Below are 22,800 nucleotides of genomic sequence, written 5' to 3' on the forward strand. Positions count from 1 at the left end.
CCCATTCTAAAGCACGAGCTCGGCGCCGAGGCCGGGTTGGTAAAAGGCGGCCCGTTGCGCAGTAATCGACGTAAGGTGCGGGCTGGTCGCTTCCGCCAGCGCTTCGATGTACCCGGGAACGATCGCTTTCGGGATGCGCAACCCCATCGTCAGGTGCGGGATCCACCTCGGACCGCGCCCGTCGGGGTTCATCGCGCTCACCCGGCGAGCCGCGACCTCCAGCTCGTCAGAGGCCTCAAGCAGCCAGGCCACCGTTTGCTTGCTCTTGGTGCCGAACACCACGGTGCCCACCCGCTCCATCCGCGCGGGCAGCAACGGCGGCAGTACCACCGCGGCTTCCCCCACCACCCGCCGGTCCATCGTCGGAGCGAATGTCACGCTCACGTGCGGGCGCTGACTCTGCTCCGGGAAACCGCGGCGCGCCAACTCGGTGTAGATTGCGCGCACTTGGCTCTCCTGCTCGCGCGGCAACCGCAGCAGGATGTTCTCGGGCGACACGCTCACATCTCCCAGCGAACGTCGGCCGGTTCCTTGTCCTCGCGCCAGCCGCGCCACGACGCCTGCCTCAGGCTGCCGCCACCGGTTTTGCCAGCCACCTGCACCTCGGCCACGAACTTCGGCGTGACCCACCACGCGTCCTTCGCGTCCGAATCCGGCACTTCAATTGGCGGGGTTTTGCGCTCAGCTGCGCGCAACTTTTTCTCGATGTCTCTCAACTGCGCGGCGCTGAAACCGGTGCCCACCCGCCCGGCATAGGTCAACTCACCGTCGGCGTTGGGCACCGCCACGAGCAGCGACGATACTGCGCGCTTGCCGGTCCTCACGCCCACGACAACCACCTCCTGATGCAGCTGTGTCTTCAGCTTCAGCCAGGCTCTCGAGCGCTCGCCCGGGGTGTACACCGAGTCCGCCCGCTTCGCCATCACCCCCTCCAGGCCGAGCGTGCGGCTCGCCTGCTCCGCCGTTTCGAAGGAACCGGTAAACCTCGGCGGGATCGCCACATGCTCTGTCTCCTCCAATGCCTCCATAGCTTCTCGACGCCCCGTGTACGCCTCCCCCACCATCGAGCGCCCTCCGACCTCCAGCACGTCGAACGCCATGTAGCGCAGCTCCGCGTCGGACCCTTCCCGGTCCGCTGCGTGCAGCAGCGAGAAGTTGGGGCGCCCCTGCTCATCAAGGGCGACAAGCTCGCCGTCCAACACGCCGTCGCCGCCAAGCACCTCGGCGATTTCATTGGCGTGGGGGAACAGGTGGGTGTAGTCCTTGCCCGCCCTGCTGCGCAGCGTGACCTTGCCCCCGTCCACGAACGCGAGGATGCGGTAGCCGTCCCATTTCATCTCGAACTCGTAGCGCACCCCGTCCTTCTCGCCCAGTGTCAAATCCCCCGCGCTACCCATTGTCGCGAGCATGGGCGTCAGCGACTTTGGCTGCGAACTAGGCTGCTTTGCCATCAGCTTCATCAGCCAGTTCTTCCCGTTGGTGTGGATGAGCGCGTAGCGGCGGGGCCCGCCACTGCCGCGGAACACGGCGATGACCTCCTCCCCCTCGCGCCACTTCTCAATCTCCACGGTGCCCGAATCCCAGATGCTCATCTCGCCGGCGCCGTACTCTCCCTTGGCAATCGTGCCTTCGAAGGTGGCGTACTCGACCGGGTGATCTTCGGTCTGCACCGCCAACCGGTTCTCCTTCGGGTCCTCTGGCGGCCCCTTCGGCACAGCCCAGGACACCAGCACACCCTCGTGCTCGATGCGCACGTCCCAGTGCAGGCGGCGCGCGTGGTGCTCCTGGATGACAAAGATCGGCTCCCCGTCGCGTAGCATCGGTGCCTCCTGCGGGACCGGCTCCGCGGTCTTGCGCGGGTCGCGCATGGAGCGGTAGGTGGCCAGCCTGTCGACGACCGGCGCGCCCAGCGGCGCCATCGGGTCAATGCCGTCCTCCACACGCGCGAGGACTTCCTCGAAGTCCAGGTGCTTAAGAGCAGGGTCCTCGATTTCCTCCCACGTCCTCGGCGCCGCCACCATGGGCCGCTCGCGCCCGCGCAGGGAGTACGGCGCCACCGTCGTCTTCGACCCATTGTTCTGGCTCCAATCCAGAAACACCTTGCCCTCGCGCGAAGTTTTCTTCATCACCGACGTCACCCTGTCCGGGTAGTCCTCTTCCAATCCGCGGGCCAACGCCTTCGCCACCTTGGACACGGTGTCGGAGTCGTAAGTGCCGTCCAGCGCGGCGTAGAGGTGGATGCCCTTCGACCCAGACGTCACCGGCACGCACTCCATGCCCATGCCGTCGAGGATCTCCCGGCACCACAGCGCCACCTGCGCCGTCTGCGCCATGGTCACACCCGGCCCGGGGTCCAAATCCAGCACCATCCTGTCGGGGTTGGCGTGCGAGCCGTCCGGCGCGAAGCGCCACTGCGGGGTGTGCAGCTCCAAGGCGGCGACTTGGGCGAACCAGGCGAGGGTGGAGGGGGCGTCGACAAGCGGGTACCTATTCACCGAGGTCGAGTGCTCGATCTCGCCGACGGTGACCCACTCCGGCGCCGAATCCTCGAGGTCCTTGCGGAAGAAGCTCTCCCCCTCTACCCCGTCCGGCCAGCGCTTGCGGGTCACCGGGCGCCGCGTGACCTGGGGGATCATAACCTCAGCGACGGAGAGGTAGTAGTGCATCACGTCCGCCTTCGTCGTGCCGGTGGACGGGTAGAGCACCTTGTTCAGGCTCGTGACGTTGAGGCTGCGGCCGTCGACCTGGAACTTCACGCGCCCTCCTTGCGCTCGTGATAATGGATAAGCTTCATCCTATGCGCGCGATTTGGACAGGCTCCATCACATTCGGTCTCGTCAACGTCCCCGTCAAGGCCTACGGGGCGACCGAGGACCACGACATCTCCTTCCACCAGGTCCACGACAAAGACGGTGGGCGGATCCGCTACCAGCGCCGTTGCGAGGTCTGCGGTGAGGAAGTCGAGTACAAGCACATCGACAAGGCCTACGAGGAGGACGGCGACACCGTCGTGCTGGACAAGGAGGATTTCAACGCGCTTCCGGAGGCCGAGAACAACGAGATCGAGGTGGTCCAGTTCGTGCCGAACGACCAGATCGACCCGATCCTGCTGGAAAAGTCCTACTACCTCGAGCCGGAGGGCAAGACCCCGAAGTCGTACCTGCTGCTGCGCGAGACCCTGAAGAAGACCGACCGCACCGCCGTTGTCCAATTCGCGCTTCGCCAGAAGACGCGCCTCGGGGTGCTGCGCGTCAGCGGCAAGGTGCTCATCCTCCAGGGCATGATCTGGCCCGACGAGCTTCGTGCCGTCGACTTCGCCGGCACTAAATCTCGCGCCAAGATCTCCGACAAGGAGCTCGACCTTTCAGCCCAGCTCGTCGAGTCTTACGCCTCCGACTTCACCCCGCAGGAGTTCGAGGACGACTACCAGATCGAGCTGCGCAAGCTTATCGACGCCAAACTTGCCCAGGGAGACACCCTCGACACCGAAGCGACCTTCGGTCAGAAGCCGTCCGACGAGGAAGAAGACGCCGACGTGGTCGACCTCATGGAGGCACTCAAGGCGTCGCTGGACCGCAAGCGGGGCGGCAAAAAGAAGGGCGCGTAGGAGCGCCGACCGATACTATCCTTGAGTGTGACGCACACGCCTTCGTCCGCGCCCCGCAACCGGATGGCCGAACTGTGGGACCAGGTCGCCGACTCCCCCATCAAGCGCGGGGCGTTTTCCGCCTTCTACTGGTTCGAGGCGCCATATTTCCGCACAGTGATGCCCCGGATACAAGAGCTGGTACCCGGGAGCCACTGCACATTGCGTATTGCCAAGTGGTGGGGCGTGAACAACCACATCGGCACCTTCCACGTGATCGCCGCGCTCAACGGCGCCGAGGCCGCCATGGGCCTGTTGTGCGAGGCCTCGCTTCCCGACACGCACCGATGGATCCCGCGCGGCATGCGCGCGGAATACCCCAGCAAATCCACCGGCGGGCTCACGGTGACCGCCTCCGCCCAGTGGCCCGACTTCGACCTCATCACCCGCGAGACCGGCGGCGAGCTGGTCACCGTCTCGTGCACGCTTATCGACGACGCCGGCAACGAGCCCGTCATCGCCGAGATCGACGTGTGGGTTAGTTCCCGGTGAGCTTCTTGAGGCGGTTGATCTGCTCCGAGGCCTGGGCCTTGGTCAGGTTCGCCGGGATCTGCTCGCCGGCCTGCCTGGCCAGCGTGTCCAGGTAGGACTTTTGCGCCTCGGTCATCGGCTCATCGCCGCTGACCCATTCGGAGGGGTCTTTTTCCAGGTTCGGGTCCTGCGCGTCGCCGGTGGCCCCGAGCATCTCGGGCTGGTTATTCGGATCAGTCATGTTTACATGTTACGCGCTGGCAAGCCTAGATCGCGCAGGTCTCGCAGGCGTCGGGTGAGATGATTCCCGCCTTCTGGCCGTGGCGGTAGATCCAACAGCCGGCGCAGAAGCCCAAGAACGCCTCCGCCGAGGCCGCCGCGACGAGCATCAAGAGCGTGACCTGGCCGGCGACGGTGTGCCCGGTCGCCGCGAACATCAGGGCGACGAGGGAGAAGGCAACTCCGATCCCCTGGGCGAATTGCTTCGGCGCGCCCGAGACGATGTGGGGGTCGCCGAAGGCGGCGCCGGCCAGGTAGCGGACGGAGAGCTGGCCGAAGAGGGAGTACTTCGGGCCGGCGTACAAACGCAGGGCGAACCCTGCAAAAAGCAGCGCGTTCAGCGCCAGCGCCACGAGCGCCGGCGCGACGAACCACGCCACAATGGTGGTCAGTGCGAGCGCGACGACGAGCGCGGCCGTCGTGCGCGAGGCGTATTCATTAACACGTTCAGGGAATTCTCCAAAGGGCATGGACCACACTTTAGACAGTCCAGTCTAAAAAATAAACCCCTTTACAGACCGATTGTTCTATGGCTGGCCTACAGCTCCGGGACGTAGGGCTTCTGGTCCGCGACGGCGCGGCGCACCATGTCCCGGTGCGACGGGCCCGAGTGCGTCACCACCTCGACATCGCAGCCCGGCACCAACGCGAGCCTGCGCGCGGCCACGCTGATCTGGCGGTAATCAATAATGTCGTCGTCTTTGCTGATAAAGATCGTCACCGGTTGAACCGGGCGCATGTTCACCATCGAGTTGGAGGAGAAGTGCTCCAGCAGCGCCTCAACGTCCGGCCGGTCCTTAAAGATCTCCTCCCAGGAGATCGAGCTGACCTCCTTGAACGTGGTCAGGCACTCGCTGGAGGCCAGCCGCATTGGCTCCTTGCCGCGGTCGTTGAAGAGATCGTCCGGCAGAATCGCCGAATTGAAATTCGCCGCGCCCTGCACCGCGTATGCGACGTAGGTGAGATGTTCGGCGTCGATCGTTCCGATTACTTTTTTCACGAGCAGCGAGTTCACGGAGGGGACGGGGGTCTTCGGGACGTAGCTGTCGCCGGGGGCGATCGCCAGCGTCCTGCGCAGTCCCGACGGCACGTCATCGGCCGACGCGGCGGCCACGGCGGCGAAGCCTCCCTGGCTCCACCCGGTGTTGTACCAGGTTTCCCCGAACGAGAACTCCCCGCGCGTCGCCCGGACCATCTCATTGACTGCCGAGGCCAGCGAGTGGCGGTCCGTGTAGGTGCCGCTGCCCACCGTGCCCAGACCCTCGTAATCGGGCTGGATCACCGCGAAGCCCTTGTCCAGCCAGGGTTGCAGGTAGTCGCGCGCCGCCAGCACGAGCGTCTCCTCGTCCGGGTGGGTGTCCAGCGCCGTCGAGGGGGCGGCGCGCTTACTCAGGCCCGTCGTGCCGTGCGCCCAGCTGAGCACCGGCCACCCGCCCTCGGGCGCGTCTCCGCGCGGGAGGGTGACCAACCCGGTCGCGGCGATCGGCTCGCCGTGCGCGTTGCGGGAGCCATACCGGACGAGGAACGTGGCCGAGCCGCCCGGGGCGGAGATGATCCGGTCGCTGTCCAGCTGTTCTTTCTCCAGCACCGTTCCCACGGCGGATTCGGGAATGGCGAGCTCGCGGGCGGCGGCGCTCGTGGTGCCGGCTCCGCGCCGGAGAGAACGTGCGTTGTGTCGCGAACGGTACGCGGTGTACGCGAGCGCGGCGGCCGCCGCCGCGCCCAGGACAGTCAGTCTCGTGTCAACCATGACACCGAGCCTAACCGCGTCCGGGCAGGCCCCTAGACGTTGAACTTGAACTCGACGGTATGTAGTTGCAAAGTTACTTTCTCGTTAGCCTGCAACAATCAGAAAACAGTAATTGCGTCAGTACACAGAGAACATATGGGCGCATGGAAACACGTAAAGCTTTTGCGGGATGGCGTGGACGTCAACGTGAAGATTCTGGAGAACCTCGCCGCCCACGTCGCTCCCGCGTTGGGTGGCAGCCGAACCACAAAGGATCAGTCATCTGCTACCCCATCGACTAATTCCTGCAGGTCGCAGGACCTTCGCGTAACCGTCAGTTCAGTGCATGTTGAATAGTTCAGTGAATACTGTATAGTTCAGCACATGCTGACTATTGCTTCACGCCTCGACGTCATGAACCGGCTCGGCCGGGCTATGGCCGATCCGACGCGCTCCCGAATCCTGATGACCCTACTCGACGGCCCGAGCTACCCAGCCGTGCTTGCGCGCGACCTTGACCTGACCCGTTCGAACGTCTCGAACCACCTGACCTGCTTGCGCGACTGCGGCATCATCGTCGCCGAGCCAGAGGGCCGCAAAACTCGCTACGAAATCGCCGATCCGCACCTCGCGGCAGCGCTCGACGCGCTGGTGAACGCAACGTTGGCTGTCGACGAAAACGCCCCGTGCATCGACCCTGAGTGCTCGGTGCCCGGCTGCGGTGAAAAGGGGCGGACGCATGAGCTCGGCGTGTGGATGCGAACACGAAACCGCCACGGAGATTGAAGAGCTCGATCGGCCATGGTGGAAGGACCCCGAGTTGCTACTGCCGATCTTCTCCGGCGTAGCCCTCTGCATAGGCCTGGCGCTGGACTGGTCCGGGCTGGAGACACCCGCGACGATACTGTTCTGGGTCGGTCTGCTGCTAGGCGCATACACGTTCGCGCCCAGCGCAATACGGAGCCTTGTCACGAAGCGCAAGCTCGGCATTGGTTTGCTGATGACGATCAGCGCGGTCGGCGCGGTGATCCTCGGCTTCGTCGGAGAGGCCGCGGCGCTAGCGTTCCTGTACTCGATCGCTGAGGCGCTGGAGGACAAGGCAATGGACCGGGCCCAGGGCGGACTGCGGGCACTGTTGAAGTTGGTGCCGCAGACCGCAACGGTGCTGCGCGACGGCACGGCGGTCGAGGTCGTAGCGAAAGACCTCGTGGTTGGCGAGCTGATGCTCGTGCGCCCCGGGGAGCGGATCGCCACGGACGGCATCATTCGTTCCGGACGCTCCAGCCTTGACACCTCAGCGATCACCGGAGAATCCATTCCAGAGGAGGTCGCGCCCGGCGACGAGGTGCCCGCGGGAGCGATCAACTCCGCCGGTGTGCTGGAGGTCGAGACGACCGCAGCTGGAGCGGACAACTCACTGACCACACTCGTGGACCTGGTCGAGCAGGCGCAGGCGGAAAAGGGCGACCGCGCCCGGATCGCCGACCGGATTGCCCGACCCTTAGTGCCCGGGGTGATGATCCTGGCGGTGCTGGTCGGCGTGATCGGCTCGCTGCTGGGCGACCCCGAGACGTGGATCACCCGTGCACTGGTGGTCCTGGTTGCAGCGTCGCCGTGCGCGCTGGCAATCTCCGTGCCGCTGACGGTCGTGGCCGCGATCGGCGCAGCCAGCCAGTTTGGCGTGGTCATCAAGTCCGGAGCGGCGTTCGAGCGGCTCGGCGGCATCCGTCACCTGGCGGTGGACAAGACTGGAACCCTCACCCGCAACCAGCCCGAGGTTACCGGCGTGGTCCCGGCAGACGGATTCAATCGGGCGCAAGTGCTTGCTTTTGCGGCGGCAGTTGAGCAGCAATCGACGCACCCCCTCGCCGCGGCGATCGCGGCGGCGGGGCCCGAAGCGCCCGCTGCCCTGGACATCAGCGAGGAATCCGGGCATGGCATCAGTGGCACCGTCGAAGGTCGACGGGTGCTGGTGGGCAGCCCCCGATGGATCGACGCCGGGCCACTGAAGGCCGATGTTGAGCGCATGGAGTCCGAGGGGCAGACCTGCGTCCTGGTCGCCGTCGATGACGCCCTTGCCGGGGCGATCGGGGTCCGCGACGAGCTGCGGCCCGAGGTGCCCGAAGCCGTGCAGACCCTGCACGCCAACGACGTGGAAGTGAGCATGCTCACCGGTGACAACACTCGCACCGCCCGGGCACTGGCTGAAATCGCCGGAATCGACGACGTGCGCGCCGAGCTGCGCCCGGAGGACAAGGCGAGCATCGTAGCCGAACTCTCCTCCAAGACGCCGACGGCGATGATCGGTGACGGCATCAACGACGCGCCGGCACTGGCGGGCGCGACGGTGGGCATAGCGATGGGAGCGACTGGCTCCGACGCCGCGATCGAGTCCGCTGATGTCGCCTTCACCGGCCATGACCTCCGGCTGATCCCGCAGACTCTGCAGCACGCCCGCCGAGGCAGCAGGATCATCAACCAGAACATCGTGCTGTCTCTGGCCATCATCATCGTGTTGATGCCGCTGGCGATCAGCGGCATGCTGGGCCTGGCGGCCGTCGTGTTGGTTCACGAGGTCGCCGAAGTCATCGTGATCTTGAACGGCCTGCGGGCTGCGCAAGCGAAGCGCTGAGCCACACTTTCGCCCAGCGCGCTGGCTCTCCAACGCGGATCTTGGAAGGATCGAGCTGCTCAGGGAGCAAGCGACATCTCAAAACTTTTGATGCGGAGCTTCATCGACACGGCCCGCGACTACCTGGGCAGTGTGTTTGGCAAAGGGCCCCACACCCATCAGCGTTGCCGAGCCGTCGCCGGTCCAGTTGCCGTAACCGACTAGATGCAGATTCCCCACTTCAGGTTCGCGGCCGCGCATGAGGTGGCGGAATGGGCCGAGGGCCGGACGAAAACCAGTGCACCAGATCAGGTGGTCGTGGTCGAGCTCGTTCAAGCTATCGAAGATGGGGGTAGCGGTGAGCTGACCGGAGTTGCGGAGCTCACGTAGATGAGGAAGCGCAACAATGTCCCCGAGGTTCGGGCCGGAATCGCCGCCTAGAATCCGGCGGCGGCTGTTAAGAAAGAGATCGCGGCCATCGATGTCGTCAGGCATCCAGCGCGGTTGCTCACGTGTGTACCATGTGACCTCCGACGTCCCGATGAGATCCGCGGCGATCTGAGCACCCGAATTCGCCCCACCGACCACCGCGACCTTCGCACCGCGGAATGGTTCCGGCCCGGGGTAGATCGACGAGTGCCACTGGCGGCCACGGAAGGTGCCGGGATAGTGGGGCACGAAAGGCGCGGACCACGTGCCTGTGGCCGCGACAACGTGCTCCGCTGTGAACTGACCCGCAGACGTGTCCAGATGAAACACCCCACCATCACAAGACACGCTGCGGACGTGTACGGGGCGCCTAACTGGGATGTCGTAGCGCTGTTCGTAGTGTTCCAGGTAGTCGATGACATGGTGTGCCGGCGGATACCCCGGGTAGTGCGGCATAGGCCAGCCGGGCAGATTAGAGAACCCCGCGGCAGAGAAAAGCGTCAGCGAAGGCCATGCGTGCAACCATGCTCCGCCAGCTTCTTCCTGGTTGTCCAGGACCAGGAAATCCACTTTGAAGCGCCGCAGATAATAGGCCGTGGCTAAACCGGACTGGCCACCGCCGACGACGATGGCAGTGTGGTGCTCAGTCATTGGAGAGCACCGCCATTGCACCCGCAGGGACCTCAAGCGCCGCCTGACGGTCATTCTGGCGCGGGCCACCGCACGCAGGCGGGACAACACCGGCGGAGGCCACAATCTCCGCCACCATTCTGATGGACAAGCGCTTCATGCCCGCGAGTGTAGCCAGCGTCCCCCGAAAAACTGCAGAACCCGCAACACTCTTCTCGGGCCCAGTTGCAGTCGACTACCCGCTTTCCCATGCGCGGTCTCTCGATAGACTAACCACCATGGAACGTAGCTACGGGTGGGTGCACATCGACAACCCCGTCATCCAGAACGAGGCTACGGTTCGGTTTCACGGAGCCGGTTTATCGGCCACCGGAGTGCAATACGGAGAGGGTTACCAGGCAACCTGGGCACTAGAGGCCACGGAGAACTGGGCCACCCAGAATGTGACGGTGAACGTTGAAGGCGATGGTTGGGAGCGGAGCCTCAAACTCGTCAGGTCCGAGCAGGGCGTATGGTCGTCGCAGACCAAAGAAGAGGGGACCCCGCCAACAAATCTGCCCTCCCCCGGAATTGTTCGTTCAGCAGACCTGGAAGACGCGCTGGATTGCGACCTCGGCCTTTGCCCGCTCACGAACACGATGCCCATTCGCCGCTTGGGGCTTTTGGAAGCTCAGGTTCCTAAGACGCAACTCATCATGGCCTGGATTGATATGCCATCGCTAGAAGTGATCGCTTCGGACCAGTACTACAGCTCAATCGACTCTAAGACAGTCCGCTACGCAAGTGGAACACGTGGAGTCGATGTCGAATTAGAAGTGGACAGTGACGGAGTGGTCGTACATTACCCTGATCTCGCCCAGCGGGTCTGATTCAGGCGGCTCCGCTCAAGAGCACCTCGGGTTCGGGGTACGGTGGCACCCATGCGCATCTTCACCGTCGGCCACTCCAACCTTGAATTCGACGAGTTCGTGCGCATGCTTCAGGCAGCCGGGGTCGCGGCAGTCGTCGATGTGCGCAAGCTGACCGGTTCACGGAAGTACCCGTGGTTCAACGACGACTCCCTCACCCAGCGCCTCCCCACACACGGCATCGCCTACATGAAGAACGAGGGGCTGGCGGGGCGGCGCAACGTATCCAAGACGATCCCGTTCGAGGTCAACGCCCACTGGCAAAACCGCAGCTTTCACAACTACGCCGACCACGCCCTGGGTGAAGAATTCTCAACAGCATTGGAGAAACTGGGCCAGCACGCCGCTCACACGCCGACCGCCATCATGTGTTCCGAGGCGGTGTGGTGGCGCTGCCACCGCCGCATCATCACTGATCACCTCCTCGCCCACGGGGACGAGGTGGAGCACGTGATGGGGTTGGGGGCCGAAGGTGCGTCGATACGCAAAGCAACGCTTAACGACGGTGCCGTGGTCGGCGACGACCTCCTCGTGCGCTACCCCGCGCGGGAATAGCGCTTACACCAGGGGCCAGGGGTAAGGAAACTCGGACTGGGGCTCGGGCAACCACGGCAGGCGCACGATGCGTAAGGCGCGCGATTTCAACGCCGCCACCTCTTCCGGTGTCAACAATGACGCCACCTCCTCCGGCACTTCCCCCGTGAGCGGCTCGACCGCATCCACCAGCTCGGATGGGATCGCCTCGTGCGCGAAGTCCCAGATCACGGTGCGCAACTTCGGATCATGGTGAAAGCACAGTCCCTGGTCGATGCCCCACACGTGGTCAACGCGGTTCTCGTTTTGCGAGCGGGCGAGCAAAACATGGCCCGATTTACGGTCCGTGTTATTCACCAATAAGTCGAAAACAGCCATGCGCAGTAACTGGGGATGCAGGTCGGGGCGGGTCTCGTACAGCGGGAAATAGTGGGAGCCGTCGTTGTCCACGTAGTACTGCAACGACCCGACACCGAGCGGGCCCACCTCGCGCACCACCGTGGGCGGCACGATGTCCCAGCCCAGCCACGCGCTGAGCAGGTACGCAGCCCGCTCGCGCCGCCACAGCCCCGCCGGGAAATCGTGGAGGTAGCGCTCCCCCGCCTCAGGCTTGAAGATGCCCCAGCAGTAGTCCTCTCGGCCACCGTCGCGAGCTAGCGTGAGGTCCACAACCACCGTGAGGTTCGAGGACTCCGCGAGCTGGCCTACGAAACCGACCTCGCCGTGTTGAAGCAGTTCAAGCAGCTCATTCGCGGTCACAGCTCAAGCTCCGACACTGAGCACGGTTCCGCCGGGATCTGCTGGAACGCGCCCCACCCCCGTCCCGTGAAATGCGCCAACGCCGCCTTGATCGGGTCGGCGTGGGTGAAGCAGGCCACCGCCTCGCCCGGGTGCCGCGCCGCGATCGTGCGCACGCAACCCACTACGCGGTGTTGCATCTCCACGAACGACTCGCCGCCAGGGAAGCGGAACTCCCCAGGCCGCCTCTGCACGACCTGCCACTCGGGCAACGTGGCAAGGTCGGCCAAGGATTCGCCGGTCCATGTGCCGAAATCCGCTTCCAGCAGGCCGTCGTCAAGCACGAGCTCTTTTTGGAACCGTTCGCAGGTGGGTAAAGCAGTCTCCCGAGCGCGCTCGAGCGGTGAGGAGTACACCGCGTCCACGCTGGCGAGTTGCTTGGCCACAGCCGCAGCTTGCATGCACCCCCTCTCCGAAAGGTGCAACCCCGGCGCGCGCCCAGGAAGGTTTTTGCCGGTCGTCGGGGTCTCGCCGTGGCGAATGAGGTAGATGGTGGCCATGAAGGGATGATAAGCCATCGCGGATACCCACCCAGGAAACACGCGTACCGTGGCCGTCATGACTGAAGCGCCCAACTCCTGGCCATCCATCACCACCCTCGGCGAGCTCAAGGCCGCCGGCTACACCTACAAGACCGTGCGCGAAGAGATGCGCGACAACCTCATCGCCATACTGCGCGCCGGCGAAAACCCGTGGCCCGGCCTCCACGGCCTCGAGCACACCGTGTTGCCGCAGGTCGAGCGCGCCATCATCGCCGGCCACGACATCGTGCTGCTCGGCGAGCGCGGCCAGGGCAAGACCCGCCTGCTTCGCACGCTTCCTTTGCTTCTCGACGCCTTCGTGCCCGCCGTCGAAGGATCCGAGCTGCGCGAACACCCCCTGAACCCGGTGACGGACGCCACGAAGCGCCGCGTCGAGGATGAAGGAGACGCGCTGCCCATCGCCTGGATCCCGCGCGAGGCCCGCTACTCCGAGAAGCTGGCCACCCCGGACACCTCCGTGGCGGATCTGATCGGCGACGTGGACCCGATGCGCGTGGCCGAAGGCCGCCGCCTGGGCGACCCGGAGACCATCCACTACGGCCTCATCCCGCGCTCCAACCGCGGCATCGTGGCCATCAACGAGCTGCCGGACCTGGCGGAGCGCATCCAGGTGGCCATGCTCAACGTAATGGAGGAAGCCGACATCCAGATCCGCGGCTACATGCTGCGCCTGCCGCTGGACGTGCTGGTCGTGGCGTCGGCGAACCCGGAGGACTACACGAACCGCGGGCGCATCATCACCCCGCTCAAGGACCGCTTCGGCGCTGAGATCCGCACCCACTACCCCGTCGAGCTGGACGACGAGATCCGCATCATCGAGCAGGAATCAGAGCTCACGGCCACTGTTCCGCAAACCATTATGGAAGCCCTCGCCCGGTTCACCCGCGCGCTGCGCGAATCCGACGCGGTGAACCAGCGTGCCGGCGTCTCGGCCCGCTTCGCCGTCGCCGGCGCCGAGACAGTCGCAGCCTCCGCTGCCCGCCGCGCCGCCATTACCGGGGAGGCCCCGGTCGCGCGCCTAGTGGACCTGGAGGCCGCCGTCGACGTGCTCGGCGGCAAGGTGGAGTTCGAGCACGGCGAGGAAGGCCGCGAGTGGGACATCCTCGAGTACCTGCTGCGCAACTCCGTGGCTCAAGCTCTTCGCCCCCGGATCAAGGGACTCGACTTCACCCCGCTGATCGAGGCGCTCGACGGCTCCACCTTCATCACCACTGGAGAAAACATTACGGCGGCAGAATTCCTCAACGGCCTGCCCCAGCTCGAAGGCACGCTTTACGAAGACATTGCTTCGACATTCAACGCCGAGAGCGAGGGCGAGCGCGCTAGTGCCATCGAGCTCGCGGTGGAGGCACTCTACCTCACCCAAAAGATTTCGAAGGACTCCGGCGAAGGTGAGAGCATCTATGGCTAAGCAACGCAGGTACCGCAGGTACACCCCGGGCCCGGATCCGCTCGCCCCACCGCCCGACCTGACCAAGGCGGTGCGCGCCATTGCCGACGACGTCATGTACGGCTACTCCACCGAGCAGGCCATGCGCGAGTATCTGCGCCGCGAGGGCTACGACGACTTCCTGCGCCAAATCGCGGAGCGCCGCAAGGAGCTGCTGCACAAGACCAACCTCGGGGGCACGCTCCAGGAAGCGAAGAAGCTTCTCGACGAAGCGGTGCTCGCCGAACGCGGCCAACTCGCCCGCGATGTGGGTATGGACGATCTCGACCGCACAATGCGGGAGATGACACTCGACAACCTGCCCGTCTCTCCCGCGGCGGCGGTGACCGAACTGAACGGCTACGACTGGGCTTCCTCAGAAGCGCGCGAGAAGTACCAGCAGATCAAAGACCTCATCGGCCGCGAACTCTTAGACCAGCGCTTCGCCGGCATGAAAGAGGCGCTGGAAGGTGCCACCGATGAAGATCGCGCATCCGTCGCCGAGATGCTTCGCGATCTCAACGTGCTGTTGGGCAAGCATCGCGCCGGCATGGCCACGGAGCAGGACTTTCAGGATTTCATGGCCAAGCACGGGGATCAGTTTCCAGAGAACCCCCGCAACATCGAGGAGTTGGTGGAGCTACTTGCGCAGCGATCGGCGGCAGCCCAGCGATTGCTCAACTCCATGACGCCCGAGCAGCGCGCCGAGCTCATGCAGCTCGCGTCCGAGGCCTTCGGCTCGGAGGAGCTGATGAACCTCGTTGGCGAGCTGGATGCGAACCTGCGCGGCATCCGCCCCGACCTGGACTGGACCGGGTCCGAACCGTTCGACGGCGACGGGACATCGGGCGGCATGGGCCTCGGCGAAGCCACCCGCGCGATGCGCGACCTCGGGCGCCTCGACGAGCTCGCCGCCACCCTCGGAGGTGAACGCCCCGGAGACATTGACTTGGACGAGGTCGCCGACCTCTTAGGCGCTGACACCGCCACCAGCGCTAAACATCTGCGCGACTTGGAGAAAGCGTTGCGCGACTCCGGATTGCTGAACAAGGGCGAGTCCGGGTCGCTGCAGCTATCCCCGAAAGCGCTGCGCATGCTGGGCAAAGAGCTGCTGAAGGGCGCGACCTCCCAGTTATCCCGCGGCCAGCGCGATTCCCGCCTCGCCGGTCAGCAGGGCGAACCCACCGGTGGCACCCGCCCCTGGGAGTTCGGCGACACTCAGGCGTGGGACACCACCCGGACCATCACGAACGCGCTCCAGCGCAGTGCCGCCAGCGGCGAGCCGTTCGCGATCACCGTGAACGACATCGAAGTGGTCGAAACCGAAGCGCGTACGAAAAACGCCGTTGCACTCCTTGTGGACACCTCCTTTTCCATGGCGATGGAAGGCCGCTGGACGCCGATGAAGCAGACCGCGCTAGCGCTGAACCACCTCATCACCACGCAGTTCCGCAGCGACGAGCTCGCGCTGATCGGTTTCGGCCTCTACGCGCAGACGCTGACGATCGAAGAACTCACCGCCCTGCCGCCGATGCAGGAAAAGGGCACCAACCTGCAGCACGCGCTGCTTCTCGCTAACGAGTTCTTCAACCGCCACGCCAACTACGACCCGACGCTTCTCATCGTCACCGACGGCGAGCCGACCTCTATCCTGACCGAATGGGGCGAGGCCTACTTCAACTGGCCGACCGACCGCATCACGCTCGCGCGCACAGTCGATGCGCTTGACACGGTGACCAAACGCGGGACGAAGATCACCTTCTTCCGCCTCGGGGATGATCCAGGGCTTGTTTCGCTTATCGATGCCCTCGCCAACCGCACCGGCGCCAACGTCGTCGCACCCGACCTCAACGAACTCGGAGGCGCTGTGGTGGGAGAGTACCTCCGCTGGTAACAGCGTTAAACGCTAAACGTTGAATTTGAAGTCCACGGCGTGTTGGCGCAGAGAAACCTTTCCGCTAAAGACAGTAAGTAAATCCAGAGAAGTACCGCAGGATGCGGTCATGGCGCTATCGCTCCCGGAACATCTAGCAATTCAGAAAGCAACAGGGCACGGAAAGATGCGCGTCAAATTACAATTATTTTTCATGCTGCAGGGCTACTGGAGAGATTCGCACAAGAAGGGTTCCGGTGACGGCACAGTGAGGGCGCAGTGGGGTGTCTGCTGCGCGGTTTCGTAAAAATACGCAAAAATACGAAACCACATCGTTGCAGTTCACGGTAGGTATTTACAGGGTGTTCCGTAATCACGAAAATGAAAAGAACTAAGTACTACCGCGCCATCGAGCGCGTCCTGGGCACCCTCAGCGGCATCGCGGTAGCCGGCTTATTGCTGTCCCACCCGATGCAGGGCTGGCAGATCGTCGTGTGGATTGTGATTCTGCAGTACCTCACCGAGATGTACGTGACCCGCAACTACACCATCGCCGCCAGCTTCATCACCCCGACCGCCCTGCTGATGGTGCAGACGGTCGAGGCCTCCCCCGTCTGGCCGATGCTGCTCGCCCGCACCGCGGAGACCGTCATCGGCGCGTTCGCGGCGCTCGTCGTCATCGCATTCGGCTACGTGCGCAAGTACCCCGAGGTCGTGCTGCAGCGGCGTTAGCGCAGGTGCTTTGCGACGAATTTGCCTCCCGCCTGTACTACAGTTTCTGGACATGGAGACTTCAAGCAAGGACCTGGCTTTCCTGGCAGACGGTGAAGGTTTGCTCATCCTTAGCGAGGAAGACCGCTTCCCCGCCACCGCCGCGCCCGAGTTCGAGCCTATGTCCCCGCAAGTCCTTTTCCGCGCCAGCAATGTGCTGAGCTCGATATCCGACCGCCAGTTCAAATCCGGCAAGTACTACAAGGCGACTGACGAAACAGCGAGGATTCTCCAGCACCGCACCTCAAAGGGAACGGTTCCCGGAGTCCTGCGTCGGGGTGATCTTGGGCTCGCTGACAATCCAGGTCAGTTCTTTAAACACGCTTCTTTTCAAGAGGTGAAGTTTTCGCCAGCCATGACTTCGAATGCTGCCGGCATTGCCGCACAGGCCGCAATTGAGGCAGCAATTGCTGAAATCAAGGAGTATCTAGAGGTCATCGATGAGAAGCTCGATGTTCTCCTCCGGCAGCGCAAGGTTGACGCACTAGCGCAGCTTGGGGGTATCCAGTACACGATTGAAGAAGCGGACGAACTTTACCGGCGCAGCAGTAGCGTTTCAGCAACCACTTGGTCGAAGGTCGACCACCTAGGATCAGCGCTGAATGGCATCGAGTCTTACGCCATCGAACAACTCGATGACGCAGTTGATCAACTTCGGAAGCATCAGAACAATTCCAAGAAAGTTGAGGCCCTTCTTGAAGACCTGAAGGAGGATCTACCGCTTTGGTTAGGTGTCGCTGCTCGGAGCATCTATCTACATGATCGGTTATATGTCATAGAGATCGCTCACGTGAACGAGTTTGAGCCAGCCCAGCTGGATTCTCATCGGGAAGGAATTGTCGAAGCGCGCAGGGATCGATTGGAATCGACCACCCGCCGTTTGCTCGCGATGGATTCAGCGATCCGCGATGCAGCCAAACTGAGCAATCAGGTCTGGGTGACCAACCCGATTCGCGCACGCCACATCACTGCACACGCGAACAGTATTCACGACATTATTAGTGCGTTTGCGCAGCATGTGCGGATGAGTGTGGAGGATGCGGAACGTCTCCAGGTCCAAGGCTGGCGTCAATCTGTGATGTCGCTAGCGGAAGACACAGTCAATGCCGCGAACCGCGCCCGCCAGTCTGCGGTGGATCAGGCGCAGAAAGCCACCGAGAAAATTCGCGACATGAACGACGACCGGCTGCTTGCGAAGGCCGCTGAAATCGAAGCCCGACGGGAGAAGGAGGAGCAAAAAGCGCTCGACTCAACCGGCGACGAGGATAATACTGAGGCTGAATCCCGTCCGTCGCGACGCGGTCTTCGTTTCCGCCGAGACAAGAACGACTCGTAGGGCACCTAAACTGGGCTGCATGAACGACTTGACCATCGCGCCCGGCCCGGGGATCCCCGACGGTGCAGTCATCGCCGCTGCCGACCTAACGGAGCGGTTCGCGAAGTCGTCGGTTCGGGCGGCCAGGGCGTCAACACGACCGACAGCATGGTCCAGCTTTCCATCGATATCACTGAAAGCGCATCGCTTACCGACGCCCAACGCCGCCGCATCTTGCGCAACCTCGAGCACCGCTTGGACGGCTCCGTCCTCACCGTGTCTGCGTCGACCCAGCGGTCGCAGGTGCGCAACCGAGCTGAGGCACGCGAACGCATGTCCGTCCTGTTGCGCGAGGCGCTCGCCCCGCCTCCTCCCCCGCGGCGTAAGACGAAGCCGACGCGGGGCTCGGTGCGGCGCCGTCTCGAAGCAAAGAAGCGGCGCTCGGAGCTGAAAGCGATGAGGCAACGGCCCCAAATTCCCTAGGTGCGGCCTACGCCGAAGAAGCTTGGACCGGCTGAATCCGCTCGATCTCAGCGAGGGCCTTATCCTCCGCCACCTCAATCTCATACTGGCTCTGCAGATTCATCCAGAAGATCGGCTCGACGCCAAAGTATTTTCCGAGCCTGAGCGCGGTGTCAGCTGTAATTCCGCGTTTCCCGTGCACGATCTCGTTGATACGACGAGGGGGCACCCCGATCGATACGGCAAGCTTGTGCTGAGTGATTTCAAATCCCTCAATGAAATCCTCGAGAAGAATCTCCCCAGGATGAACCGGAGGGTAAAGCTTCTCCGACATGGCGTTCCTTAGTGGTAGTCCTCGATGGTCACTTGCTCGGGCCCCGCGCCCGTCCAGCGAAAAGTGATTCTCCACTGGTCATTGACCCAGATGCTGAAAGTCCCTTTCCTGTCGCCCTTGAGCGCCTCTAGGCGGTTCCCGGGCGGCACACCGAGGGAGTCAAGAGAGACTGCCGCATCGAGCTGGTGGAGTTTCTTGTTCGCCGACTTGTGGATCCGAGGATCCAATTTCGGAACCGGCTCACGCAGAAACACCAGTTCTGTTTGTCGATTCCCGAACGACTGAATCATGCTTCACCCTATCCCCCATAACGCGAAGCGTCAATAACGCTACACGTTAAATTTGAACTCGACAGAGTGTCGGCGCAGTTTAACGCGTGCGAGATTCATTCTTGGACCCAGCCCAGTCGCTGGCGTTAACCTTGCACACAACTACGGCGATGGTCCTGGACGGCCTTGCTGACTGAGCACCCGGCACCTCCATCACAGGCGTTCGTGCTCCCCACATCCTTCGCTCAAGCGGACTGCTATTCCGTAAACCGATGTTGTCACCCATCCAGGACGGTAGCCTTATCAACCCAGCGAGCCAATAGACTGAAAGCCGCGAGCTGCTCCAACGCGACTTGCTCCTCACCACCGTCGTGTGGAACATGCATCCCGGGATTGCGGATAGCCGCGTACAAGCCCTCTGCAAAGGCGCGGGCACCCCGATGCAGGTTCTCAAACGTCTTACTGCCATCATTTTCCATAAGCCGAAGGCGCGGCACATTACGCTTCGGATCGTGGAGTGAAAACGCCTCGTTGAAAAGTGCTGTTTCAGATACGTCTAGGCGGTTCAGTTTCGCTTGGGTCTCTGCATTGACGCGGATGGCAGCCTGCATCACTGCTTGATGGTAGTGCCCGTGATTCCAGTAACCCTTGCCATTTTCCCACGCCCACGGATGCAGACTGGCTGCGTCTAAGTCTGGCGTGTTCTCTCCGAGCTTTTCAGCGAGTTCAGACCGACGTTCAAGCGCTGTCTTGGCCCGGGCCGCTTGACCCCTCAGCCAGCTATACTCCTTGTCCTGGACCGGGAGTTCTTGTCTCCACCCGGGAAGCACTCGGTCAAGAATCATTTCAACGACATGGGCGCGTGCCGCAGCCTCAGTCGGCGATCCACTCATAACGGTTCCAAGGTAGGCGATGCCCGGGCCCATGTCGGGGACTACCTTCGCTGTGACTTGCAGGAACGCGTCTATCTCATTGATCGCCCACTCTGGGTCCAGCTCGGCCATGCCGCCATTATGACGTATGGGGCTGACATGGCCGGAGAGAACTGGTCTGATACCCCCACCAGAAACACCCCGCATTGTTGCAGGCGCGCTGACGCGCGCCCACAATGGAAACCATGAGCGATCCCAACTTCACGATCCGCCAGATCACCTTCGACTGCCACGATCCCTCAAAGCTCGCCAAGTTTTGGTCCGCCGCAACCGGCTGCGAAATCGCCGCGGATTACGGCGATTTCGTGATGGTTGATTCCACCCCGGCGCTGGGATTTCAGCGCGTTGAGGAACCGACACCTGGGAAAAACCGCATGCACGTCGACGTTGGCGGGGCGGAGCGCGAAACTTTAATAGAACGCCTCAAAGACCTAGGCGCCACCGAACTCACCACCCACGAGGCGCCGGGATTGGTGTGGACCGTCATGCAGGACCCGGAAGGCAACGAGTTCTGCGTGGGTAACCCCGGGGCCTAGCTACACGTTGAACTTAAACTCGACGGTATGTCGTTGCAAAGTTACTCCCTCTCGTTAACACCATCAAAAGGAGTGTTATCCAATGAAAGCGTTCGGCTTCTTAAGCTTCGGGCATTACGCCTTCGGCAGCTAGCGCGGGCCATCTGCGGAAAAGATCGCCAAGACTCATCTGGAGATCACCCAGGCTGCGGACGAAATCGGCGTGAACAACGCGTCCTTCCGAGTCCACCACTTCGCGCTGCAGGCCTCCGCCCCGATGCCGCTGCTGTGTGCTGTCGCGGCCACCACCAAAAACATCGAGGTGGGCACCGGCGGCATCGACATGCGCTAGCGCATATCGGGGTTGTAGCGTTTGAGTCATTGACTCCCGTCGTCTACAAGTACCTACACACTTGATCGGGGCTGCACGTTTCAGGGTCCGGGTGCGCGGCGTCCTGTCTGAGGTCCGCGATAGTGTCGCGCAGCACGGAGAGCTGCGCGATCTGCTGCTCGATCTCAGCGAGGCGCACGTCAAGCAGGTCGCGCACGTGCTCGCAGGGCGCATGGCCGCCGTCGCGGATGTCGAGGATCTGGCGGATCTGGGCGAGGGTGAGGCCCGCGGCCTGGCCGCGGTGGACGAAGTCGATCCGAGCGACCGTCTCGGGCGCGTAGTCGCGGTATCCGGACGGCGTGCGCTCGGTCGGGGGCAGAAGGCCCTGTTCCTCGTAGAAGCGAAGGGTCTTCGCGGTAGTGCCCGCCCTCTCGGCGAGTTCTCCGATCCGCATTGCTGTCTCCCTCCGTGGCCGCGCTTGACCTTCCCCTGCACTGGAAGGTCCAGTATGGCTGAGACAGAGCAGAAAGCCAAGAGTTGACAGGAGCAGCGATGCCTACGAAGTACGATCTCGCCATCATCGGATCGGGAGGCGGCGCGTTCGCCGCTGCGATCCGCGCCAGCACGCTCGGGAAGTCGGTGGTGATGATCGAGCGTGGCACGCTCGGCGGCACCTGCGTGAACACGGGCTGCGTGCCGTCGAAGGCCCTCATCGCCGCCGCCGATGCACGGCACGTCGCCGCCGACGCCGCCGACCGGTTCCCGGGGATCGCGACGACTGCAGGCCCAGTGGACATGCCCGCGCTGATCGCCGGGAAGCAGGCGTTGGTCGAGACGATGCGGGGCGAGAAGTACGCCGACGTCGCCGATTCATACGGGTGGCACGTCCGGCGGGGAGACGCCGGGTTCGCGGGCACCCCGGACGCGCCGGTGTTGGAGGTCACCGCCGCAGACGGAGCGGTCGAGACGATCGAGGCCGAGCACTACCTGGTCGCCACCGGTGCGCGGCCGTGGTCTCCGCCGATCGACGGCCTAGACGAGGCCGGGTACCTGACCTCGACCACGGCGATGGACCTGACCGAGGTCCCCGAGTCAATGCTGGTGCTCGGCGGCGGCTACGTCGCCCTGGAGCAGACGCAGCTGTTCGCCCGCCTCGGCTCCCAGGTCACGCTGCTGGTGCGGTCCCGGCTCGCGTCGAAGGAGGAGCCGGAGGTGTCCCGGACACTGCAGGAGGTGTTCGCCGACGAGGGCATCCGGGTGGTCCGCCGCGCGGTGCCGACCCGGGTGTCCCGGGACGCGGCGACCGGGCAGGTCGTGGTTACCGCGGACGTGTCCGGCGGCTCGCAGGAGTTCCGCGCCGACCAGGTGCTCGTCGCCTTCGGACGCCGTCCCGTCACCGACGGCTTGAACCTCGATGCGGTCGGGGTGAAGACCGGGGACTCCGGCGAGGTGGTCGTCTCCGACCATCTGCAGTCGTCGAACCCGCGGATCTGGGCCGCGGGCGACGTGACCGGGCACCCGGAGTTCGTCTACGTCGCGGCCCACCACGGCACCCTCGTCGCCGAGAACGCGTTCGCCGACGCCGACCGGTCCGTCGACTACTCCCATCTGCCGCGGGTGACGTTCACCGGACCGGCGATCGGCGCGGTCGGGATGACCGAGAAGGAGGTCGTCGCCGCGGGGATCCGCTGCGACTGCCGCGTGCTGCCCCTGGAGTATGTGCCCCGGGCGGTGATCAACCGCGACACCCGCGGGTTCATCAAGATCGTCGTGAACGCCGATACGAGCGAGATCCTCGGCCTCACCGCCGTCGCCAAGGACGCCGGGGAACTCGCCGCCGCAGGCGTCCACGTGCTCGGCAAGACCATCGCCGAAGTCGCCGACGCCTGGGCCCCCTACCTGACCATGACCGAAGGCATCCGGATCGCCGCGAAGTCCTTCACCACCGACCCGTCACTGCTCTCGTGCTGCGCATGAACGGCAACGCATGCA

General features: G+C 63.8%; 25 protein-coding genes and 2 pseudogenes. 14 read left to right on the plus strand and 13 right to left on the minus strand.

Annotated elements, in window-relative coordinates; genetic code table 11:
* Positions 1-6 precede the first annotated feature (6 nt).
* Together E3227_RS11045 and E3227_RS11050 are read right to left on the minus strand one after the other, a co-directional pair.
* Positions 7-498, minus strand: a complete 492-nt coding sequence (locus E3227_RS11045; protein WP_311196716.1) for a 2'-5' RNA ligase — start codon at positions 496-498, stop codon at positions 7-9.
* 2 nt (positions 499-500) lie between these two features.
* A complete protein-coding gene (locus E3227_RS11050; protein ID WP_144318507.1) occupies positions 501-2,756 on the minus strand; it encodes an ATP-dependent DNA ligase in 2,256 nt (751 codons plus the stop codon).
* Positions 2,757-2,797: 41 nt separating this feature from the next.
* On the opposite strand from E3227_RS11050, the gene ku reads away from it, so the two are divergent.
* Together ku and E3227_RS11060 are read left to right on the plus strand one after the other, a co-directional pair.
* Entirely contained in the window at positions 2,798-3,607 is an 810-nt protein-coding gene (ku, locus tag E3227_RS11055) for a non-homologous end joining protein Ku (protein ID WP_144318508.1), read from the plus strand.
* A gap of 63 nt (positions 3,608-3,670) precedes the next feature.
* On the plus strand, positions 3,671-4,138 hold the full coding sequence (locus E3227_RS11060; RefSeq protein ID WP_144318662.1) for a hotdog fold domain-containing protein: 468 nt from the start codon (positions 3,671-3,673) through the stop codon (positions 4,136-4,138).
* On the opposite strand, the gene E3227_RS11065 is transcribed toward E3227_RS11060, so the two are convergent.
* From E3227_RS11065 to E3227_RS11075, 3 genes are all read right to left on the minus strand, one after another.
* Positions 4,125-4,358 (minus strand): DUF3072 domain-containing protein, encoded by a 234-nt coding sequence (locus E3227_RS11065; RefSeq protein ID WP_092147673.1) that lies wholly within the window; start codon positions 4,356-4,358, stop codon positions 4,125-4,127. The genes E3227_RS11060 and E3227_RS11065 overlap by 14 nt on opposite strands.
* Positions 4,359-4,383: 25 nt before the next feature.
* The gene (locus E3227_RS11070) at positions 4,384-4,866 is read right to left on the minus strand and encodes a DUF4395 domain-containing protein (RefSeq protein WP_144318509.1); all 483 of its coding nucleotides are present in this window, start codon (positions 4,864-4,866) and stop codon (positions 4,384-4,386) included.
* Between the two features lie 68 nt (positions 4,867-4,934).
* The gene (locus E3227_RS11075) at positions 4,935-6,146 is read right to left on the minus strand and encodes an alpha/beta hydrolase (protein WP_144318510.1); all 1,212 of its coding nucleotides are present in this window, start codon (positions 6,144-6,146) and stop codon (positions 4,935-4,937) included.
* 363 nt (positions 6,147-6,509) lie between these two features.
* Here E3227_RS11075 and cmtR point away from each other — a divergent pair, with 363 nt between their 5' ends.
* Together cmtR and E3227_RS11090 are read left to right on the plus strand one after the other, a co-directional pair.
* Positions 6,510-6,911, plus strand: coding sequence for a Cd(II)/Pb(II)-sensing metalloregulatory transcriptional regulator CmtR (gene cmtR, locus E3227_RS11085; RefSeq protein ID WP_144318511.1), 402 nt, complete (start codon positions 6,510-6,512; stop codon positions 6,909-6,911).
* Positions 6,865-8,757, plus strand: coding sequence for a heavy metal translocating P-type ATPase (locus tag E3227_RS11090; protein ID WP_144318512.1), 1,893 nt, complete (start codon positions 6,865-6,867; stop codon positions 8,755-8,757). Before cmtR ends, E3227_RS11090 begins: the two co-directional genes overlap by 47 nt.
* A gap of 78 nt (positions 8,758-8,835) precedes the next feature.
* On the opposite strand, the gene E3227_RS11095 is transcribed toward E3227_RS11090, so the two are convergent.
* A complete protein-coding gene (locus tag E3227_RS11095; protein ID WP_144318513.1) occupies positions 8,836-9,816 on the minus strand; it encodes an NAD(P)-binding domain-containing protein in 981 nt (326 codons plus the stop codon).
* Complete coding sequence (locus tag E3227_RS11495) at positions 9,809-9,955, minus strand: hypothetical protein (RefSeq protein WP_153257543.1); 147 nt, start codon at positions 9,953-9,955, stop codon at positions 9,809-9,811. Before E3227_RS11495 ends, E3227_RS11095 begins: the two co-directional genes overlap by 8 nt.
* 118 nt (positions 9,956-10,073) lie before the next feature.
* On the opposite strand from E3227_RS11495, the gene E3227_RS11100 reads away from it, so the two are divergent.
* Both E3227_RS11100 and E3227_RS11105 read left to right on the plus strand, forming a co-directional pair.
* Entirely contained in the window at positions 10,074-10,664 is a 591-nt protein-coding gene (locus E3227_RS11100) for a putative glycolipid-binding domain-containing protein (protein WP_144318514.1), read from the plus strand.
* Positions 10,665-10,715: 51 nt separating this feature from the next.
* Entirely contained in the window at positions 10,716-11,258 is a 543-nt protein-coding gene (locus E3227_RS11105) for a DUF488 domain-containing protein (RefSeq protein WP_144318515.1), read from the plus strand.
* A 3-nt stretch (positions 11,259-11,261) separates the two neighbouring features.
* Here the strand turns inward: E3227_RS11105 and E3227_RS11110 are convergent, their stop codons facing one another.
* Both E3227_RS11110 and E3227_RS11115 read right to left on the minus strand, forming a co-directional pair.
* Positions 11,262-11,996: a protein kinase family protein gene (locus tag E3227_RS11110; protein WP_144318516.1), complete on the minus strand. Its 735-nt coding sequence runs from the start codon at positions 11,994-11,996 to the stop codon at positions 11,262-11,264.
* The gene (locus tag E3227_RS11115) at positions 11,993-12,535 is read right to left on the minus strand and encodes a histidine phosphatase family protein (RefSeq protein WP_144318517.1); all 543 of its coding nucleotides are present in this window, start codon (positions 12,533-12,535) and stop codon (positions 11,993-11,995) included. The genes E3227_RS11110 and E3227_RS11115 overlap by 4 nt, the downstream gene beginning before the upstream one ends.
* Before the next feature lie 58 nt (positions 12,536-12,593).
* Between E3227_RS11115 and E3227_RS11120 the strand changes: the two genes are divergently transcribed.
* From E3227_RS11120 to arfB, 5 genes and pseudogenes are all read left to right on the plus strand, one after another.
* Positions 12,594-13,988: a MoxR family ATPase gene (locus tag E3227_RS11120; protein WP_144318518.1), complete on the plus strand. Its 1,395-nt coding sequence runs from the start codon at positions 12,594-12,596 to the stop codon at positions 13,986-13,988.
* A complete protein-coding gene (locus E3227_RS11125) occupies positions 13,981-15,900 on the plus strand; it encodes a vWA domain-containing protein (protein WP_144318519.1) in 1,920 nt (639 codons plus the stop codon). Before E3227_RS11120 ends, E3227_RS11125 begins: the two co-directional genes overlap by 8 nt.
* 360 nt (positions 15,901-16,260) lie before the next feature.
* Positions 16,261-16,611 carry an FUSC family protein gene (locus tag E3227_RS11130; RefSeq protein WP_144318520.1) on the plus strand — a complete coding sequence of 117 codons (351 nt, stop codon included), beginning with the start codon at positions 16,261-16,263 and terminating at the stop codon, positions 16,609-16,611.
* Between the two features lie 52 nt (positions 16,612-16,663).
* Positions 16,664-17,986 (plus strand): hypothetical protein, encoded by a 1,323-nt coding sequence (locus E3227_RS11135; protein ID WP_144318521.1) that lies wholly within the window; start codon positions 16,664-16,666, stop codon positions 17,984-17,986.
* 19 nt (positions 17,987-18,005) lie between these two features.
* Positions 18,006-18,448, plus strand: a pseudogene (gene arfB, locus E3227_RS11140) (alternative ribosome rescue aminoacyl-tRNA hydrolase ArfB).
* Between the two features lie 7 nt (positions 18,449-18,455).
* On the opposite strand, the gene E3227_RS11145 reads toward arfB, so the two are convergent.
* The 3 genes from E3227_RS11145 to E3227_RS11155 all read right to left on the minus strand — a co-directional run bounded on the left by E3227_RS11145 (position 18,456) and on the right by E3227_RS11155 (position 20,034).
* Positions 18,456-18,761 (minus strand): HigA family addiction module antitoxin, encoded by a 306-nt coding sequence (locus tag E3227_RS11145; RefSeq protein ID WP_144318522.1) that lies wholly within the window; start codon positions 18,759-18,761, stop codon positions 18,456-18,458.
* Between the two features lie 8 nt (positions 18,762-18,769).
* Positions 18,770-19,051 (minus strand): type II toxin-antitoxin system RelE/ParE family toxin, encoded by a 282-nt coding sequence (locus E3227_RS11150; protein WP_144318523.1) that lies wholly within the window; start codon positions 19,049-19,051, stop codon positions 18,770-18,772.
* Between the two features lie 257 nt (positions 19,052-19,308).
* On the minus strand, positions 19,309-20,034 hold the full coding sequence (locus E3227_RS11155; protein WP_170228682.1) for a TIGR02391 family protein: 726 nt from the start codon (positions 20,032-20,034) through the stop codon (positions 19,309-19,311).
* 113 nt (positions 20,035-20,147) lie between these two features.
* Between E3227_RS11155 and E3227_RS11160 the strand changes: the two genes are divergently transcribed.
* Both E3227_RS11160 and E3227_RS11875 read left to right on the plus strand, forming a co-directional pair.
* Positions 20,148-20,498 carry a VOC family protein gene (locus E3227_RS11160; RefSeq protein ID WP_034656146.1) on the plus strand — a complete coding sequence of 117 codons (351 nt, stop codon included), beginning with the start codon at positions 20,148-20,150 and terminating at the stop codon, positions 20,496-20,498.
* A gap of 82 nt (positions 20,499-20,580) precedes the next feature.
* A pseudogene (locus E3227_RS11875) lies at positions 20,581-20,826 on the plus strand (LLM class flavin-dependent oxidoreductase); the annotation flags it as partial.
* Positions 20,827-20,872: 46 nt separating this feature from the next.
* Here the strand turns inward: E3227_RS11875 and E3227_RS11170 are convergent.
* Complete coding sequence (locus E3227_RS11170) at positions 20,873-21,262, minus strand: heavy metal-responsive transcriptional regulator (RefSeq protein WP_006840950.1); 390 nt, start codon at positions 21,260-21,262, stop codon at positions 20,873-20,875.
* A gap of 98 nt (positions 21,263-21,360) precedes the next feature.
* Here E3227_RS11170 and merA point away from each other — a divergent pair, with 98 nt between their 5' ends.
* Positions 21,361-22,785: a mercury(II) reductase gene (gene merA, locus E3227_RS11175; protein ID WP_006840951.1), complete on the plus strand. Its 1,425-nt coding sequence runs from the start codon at positions 21,361-21,363 to the stop codon at positions 22,783-22,785.
* Positions 22,786-22,800 lie beyond the last annotated feature (15 nt).

It is taken from the genome of Corynebacterium sanguinis (genome assembly GCF_007641235.1).
GTDB classification, from domain to species: domain Bacteria; phylum Actinomycetota; class Actinomycetes; order Mycobacteriales; family Mycobacteriaceae; genus Corynebacterium; species Corynebacterium sanguinis.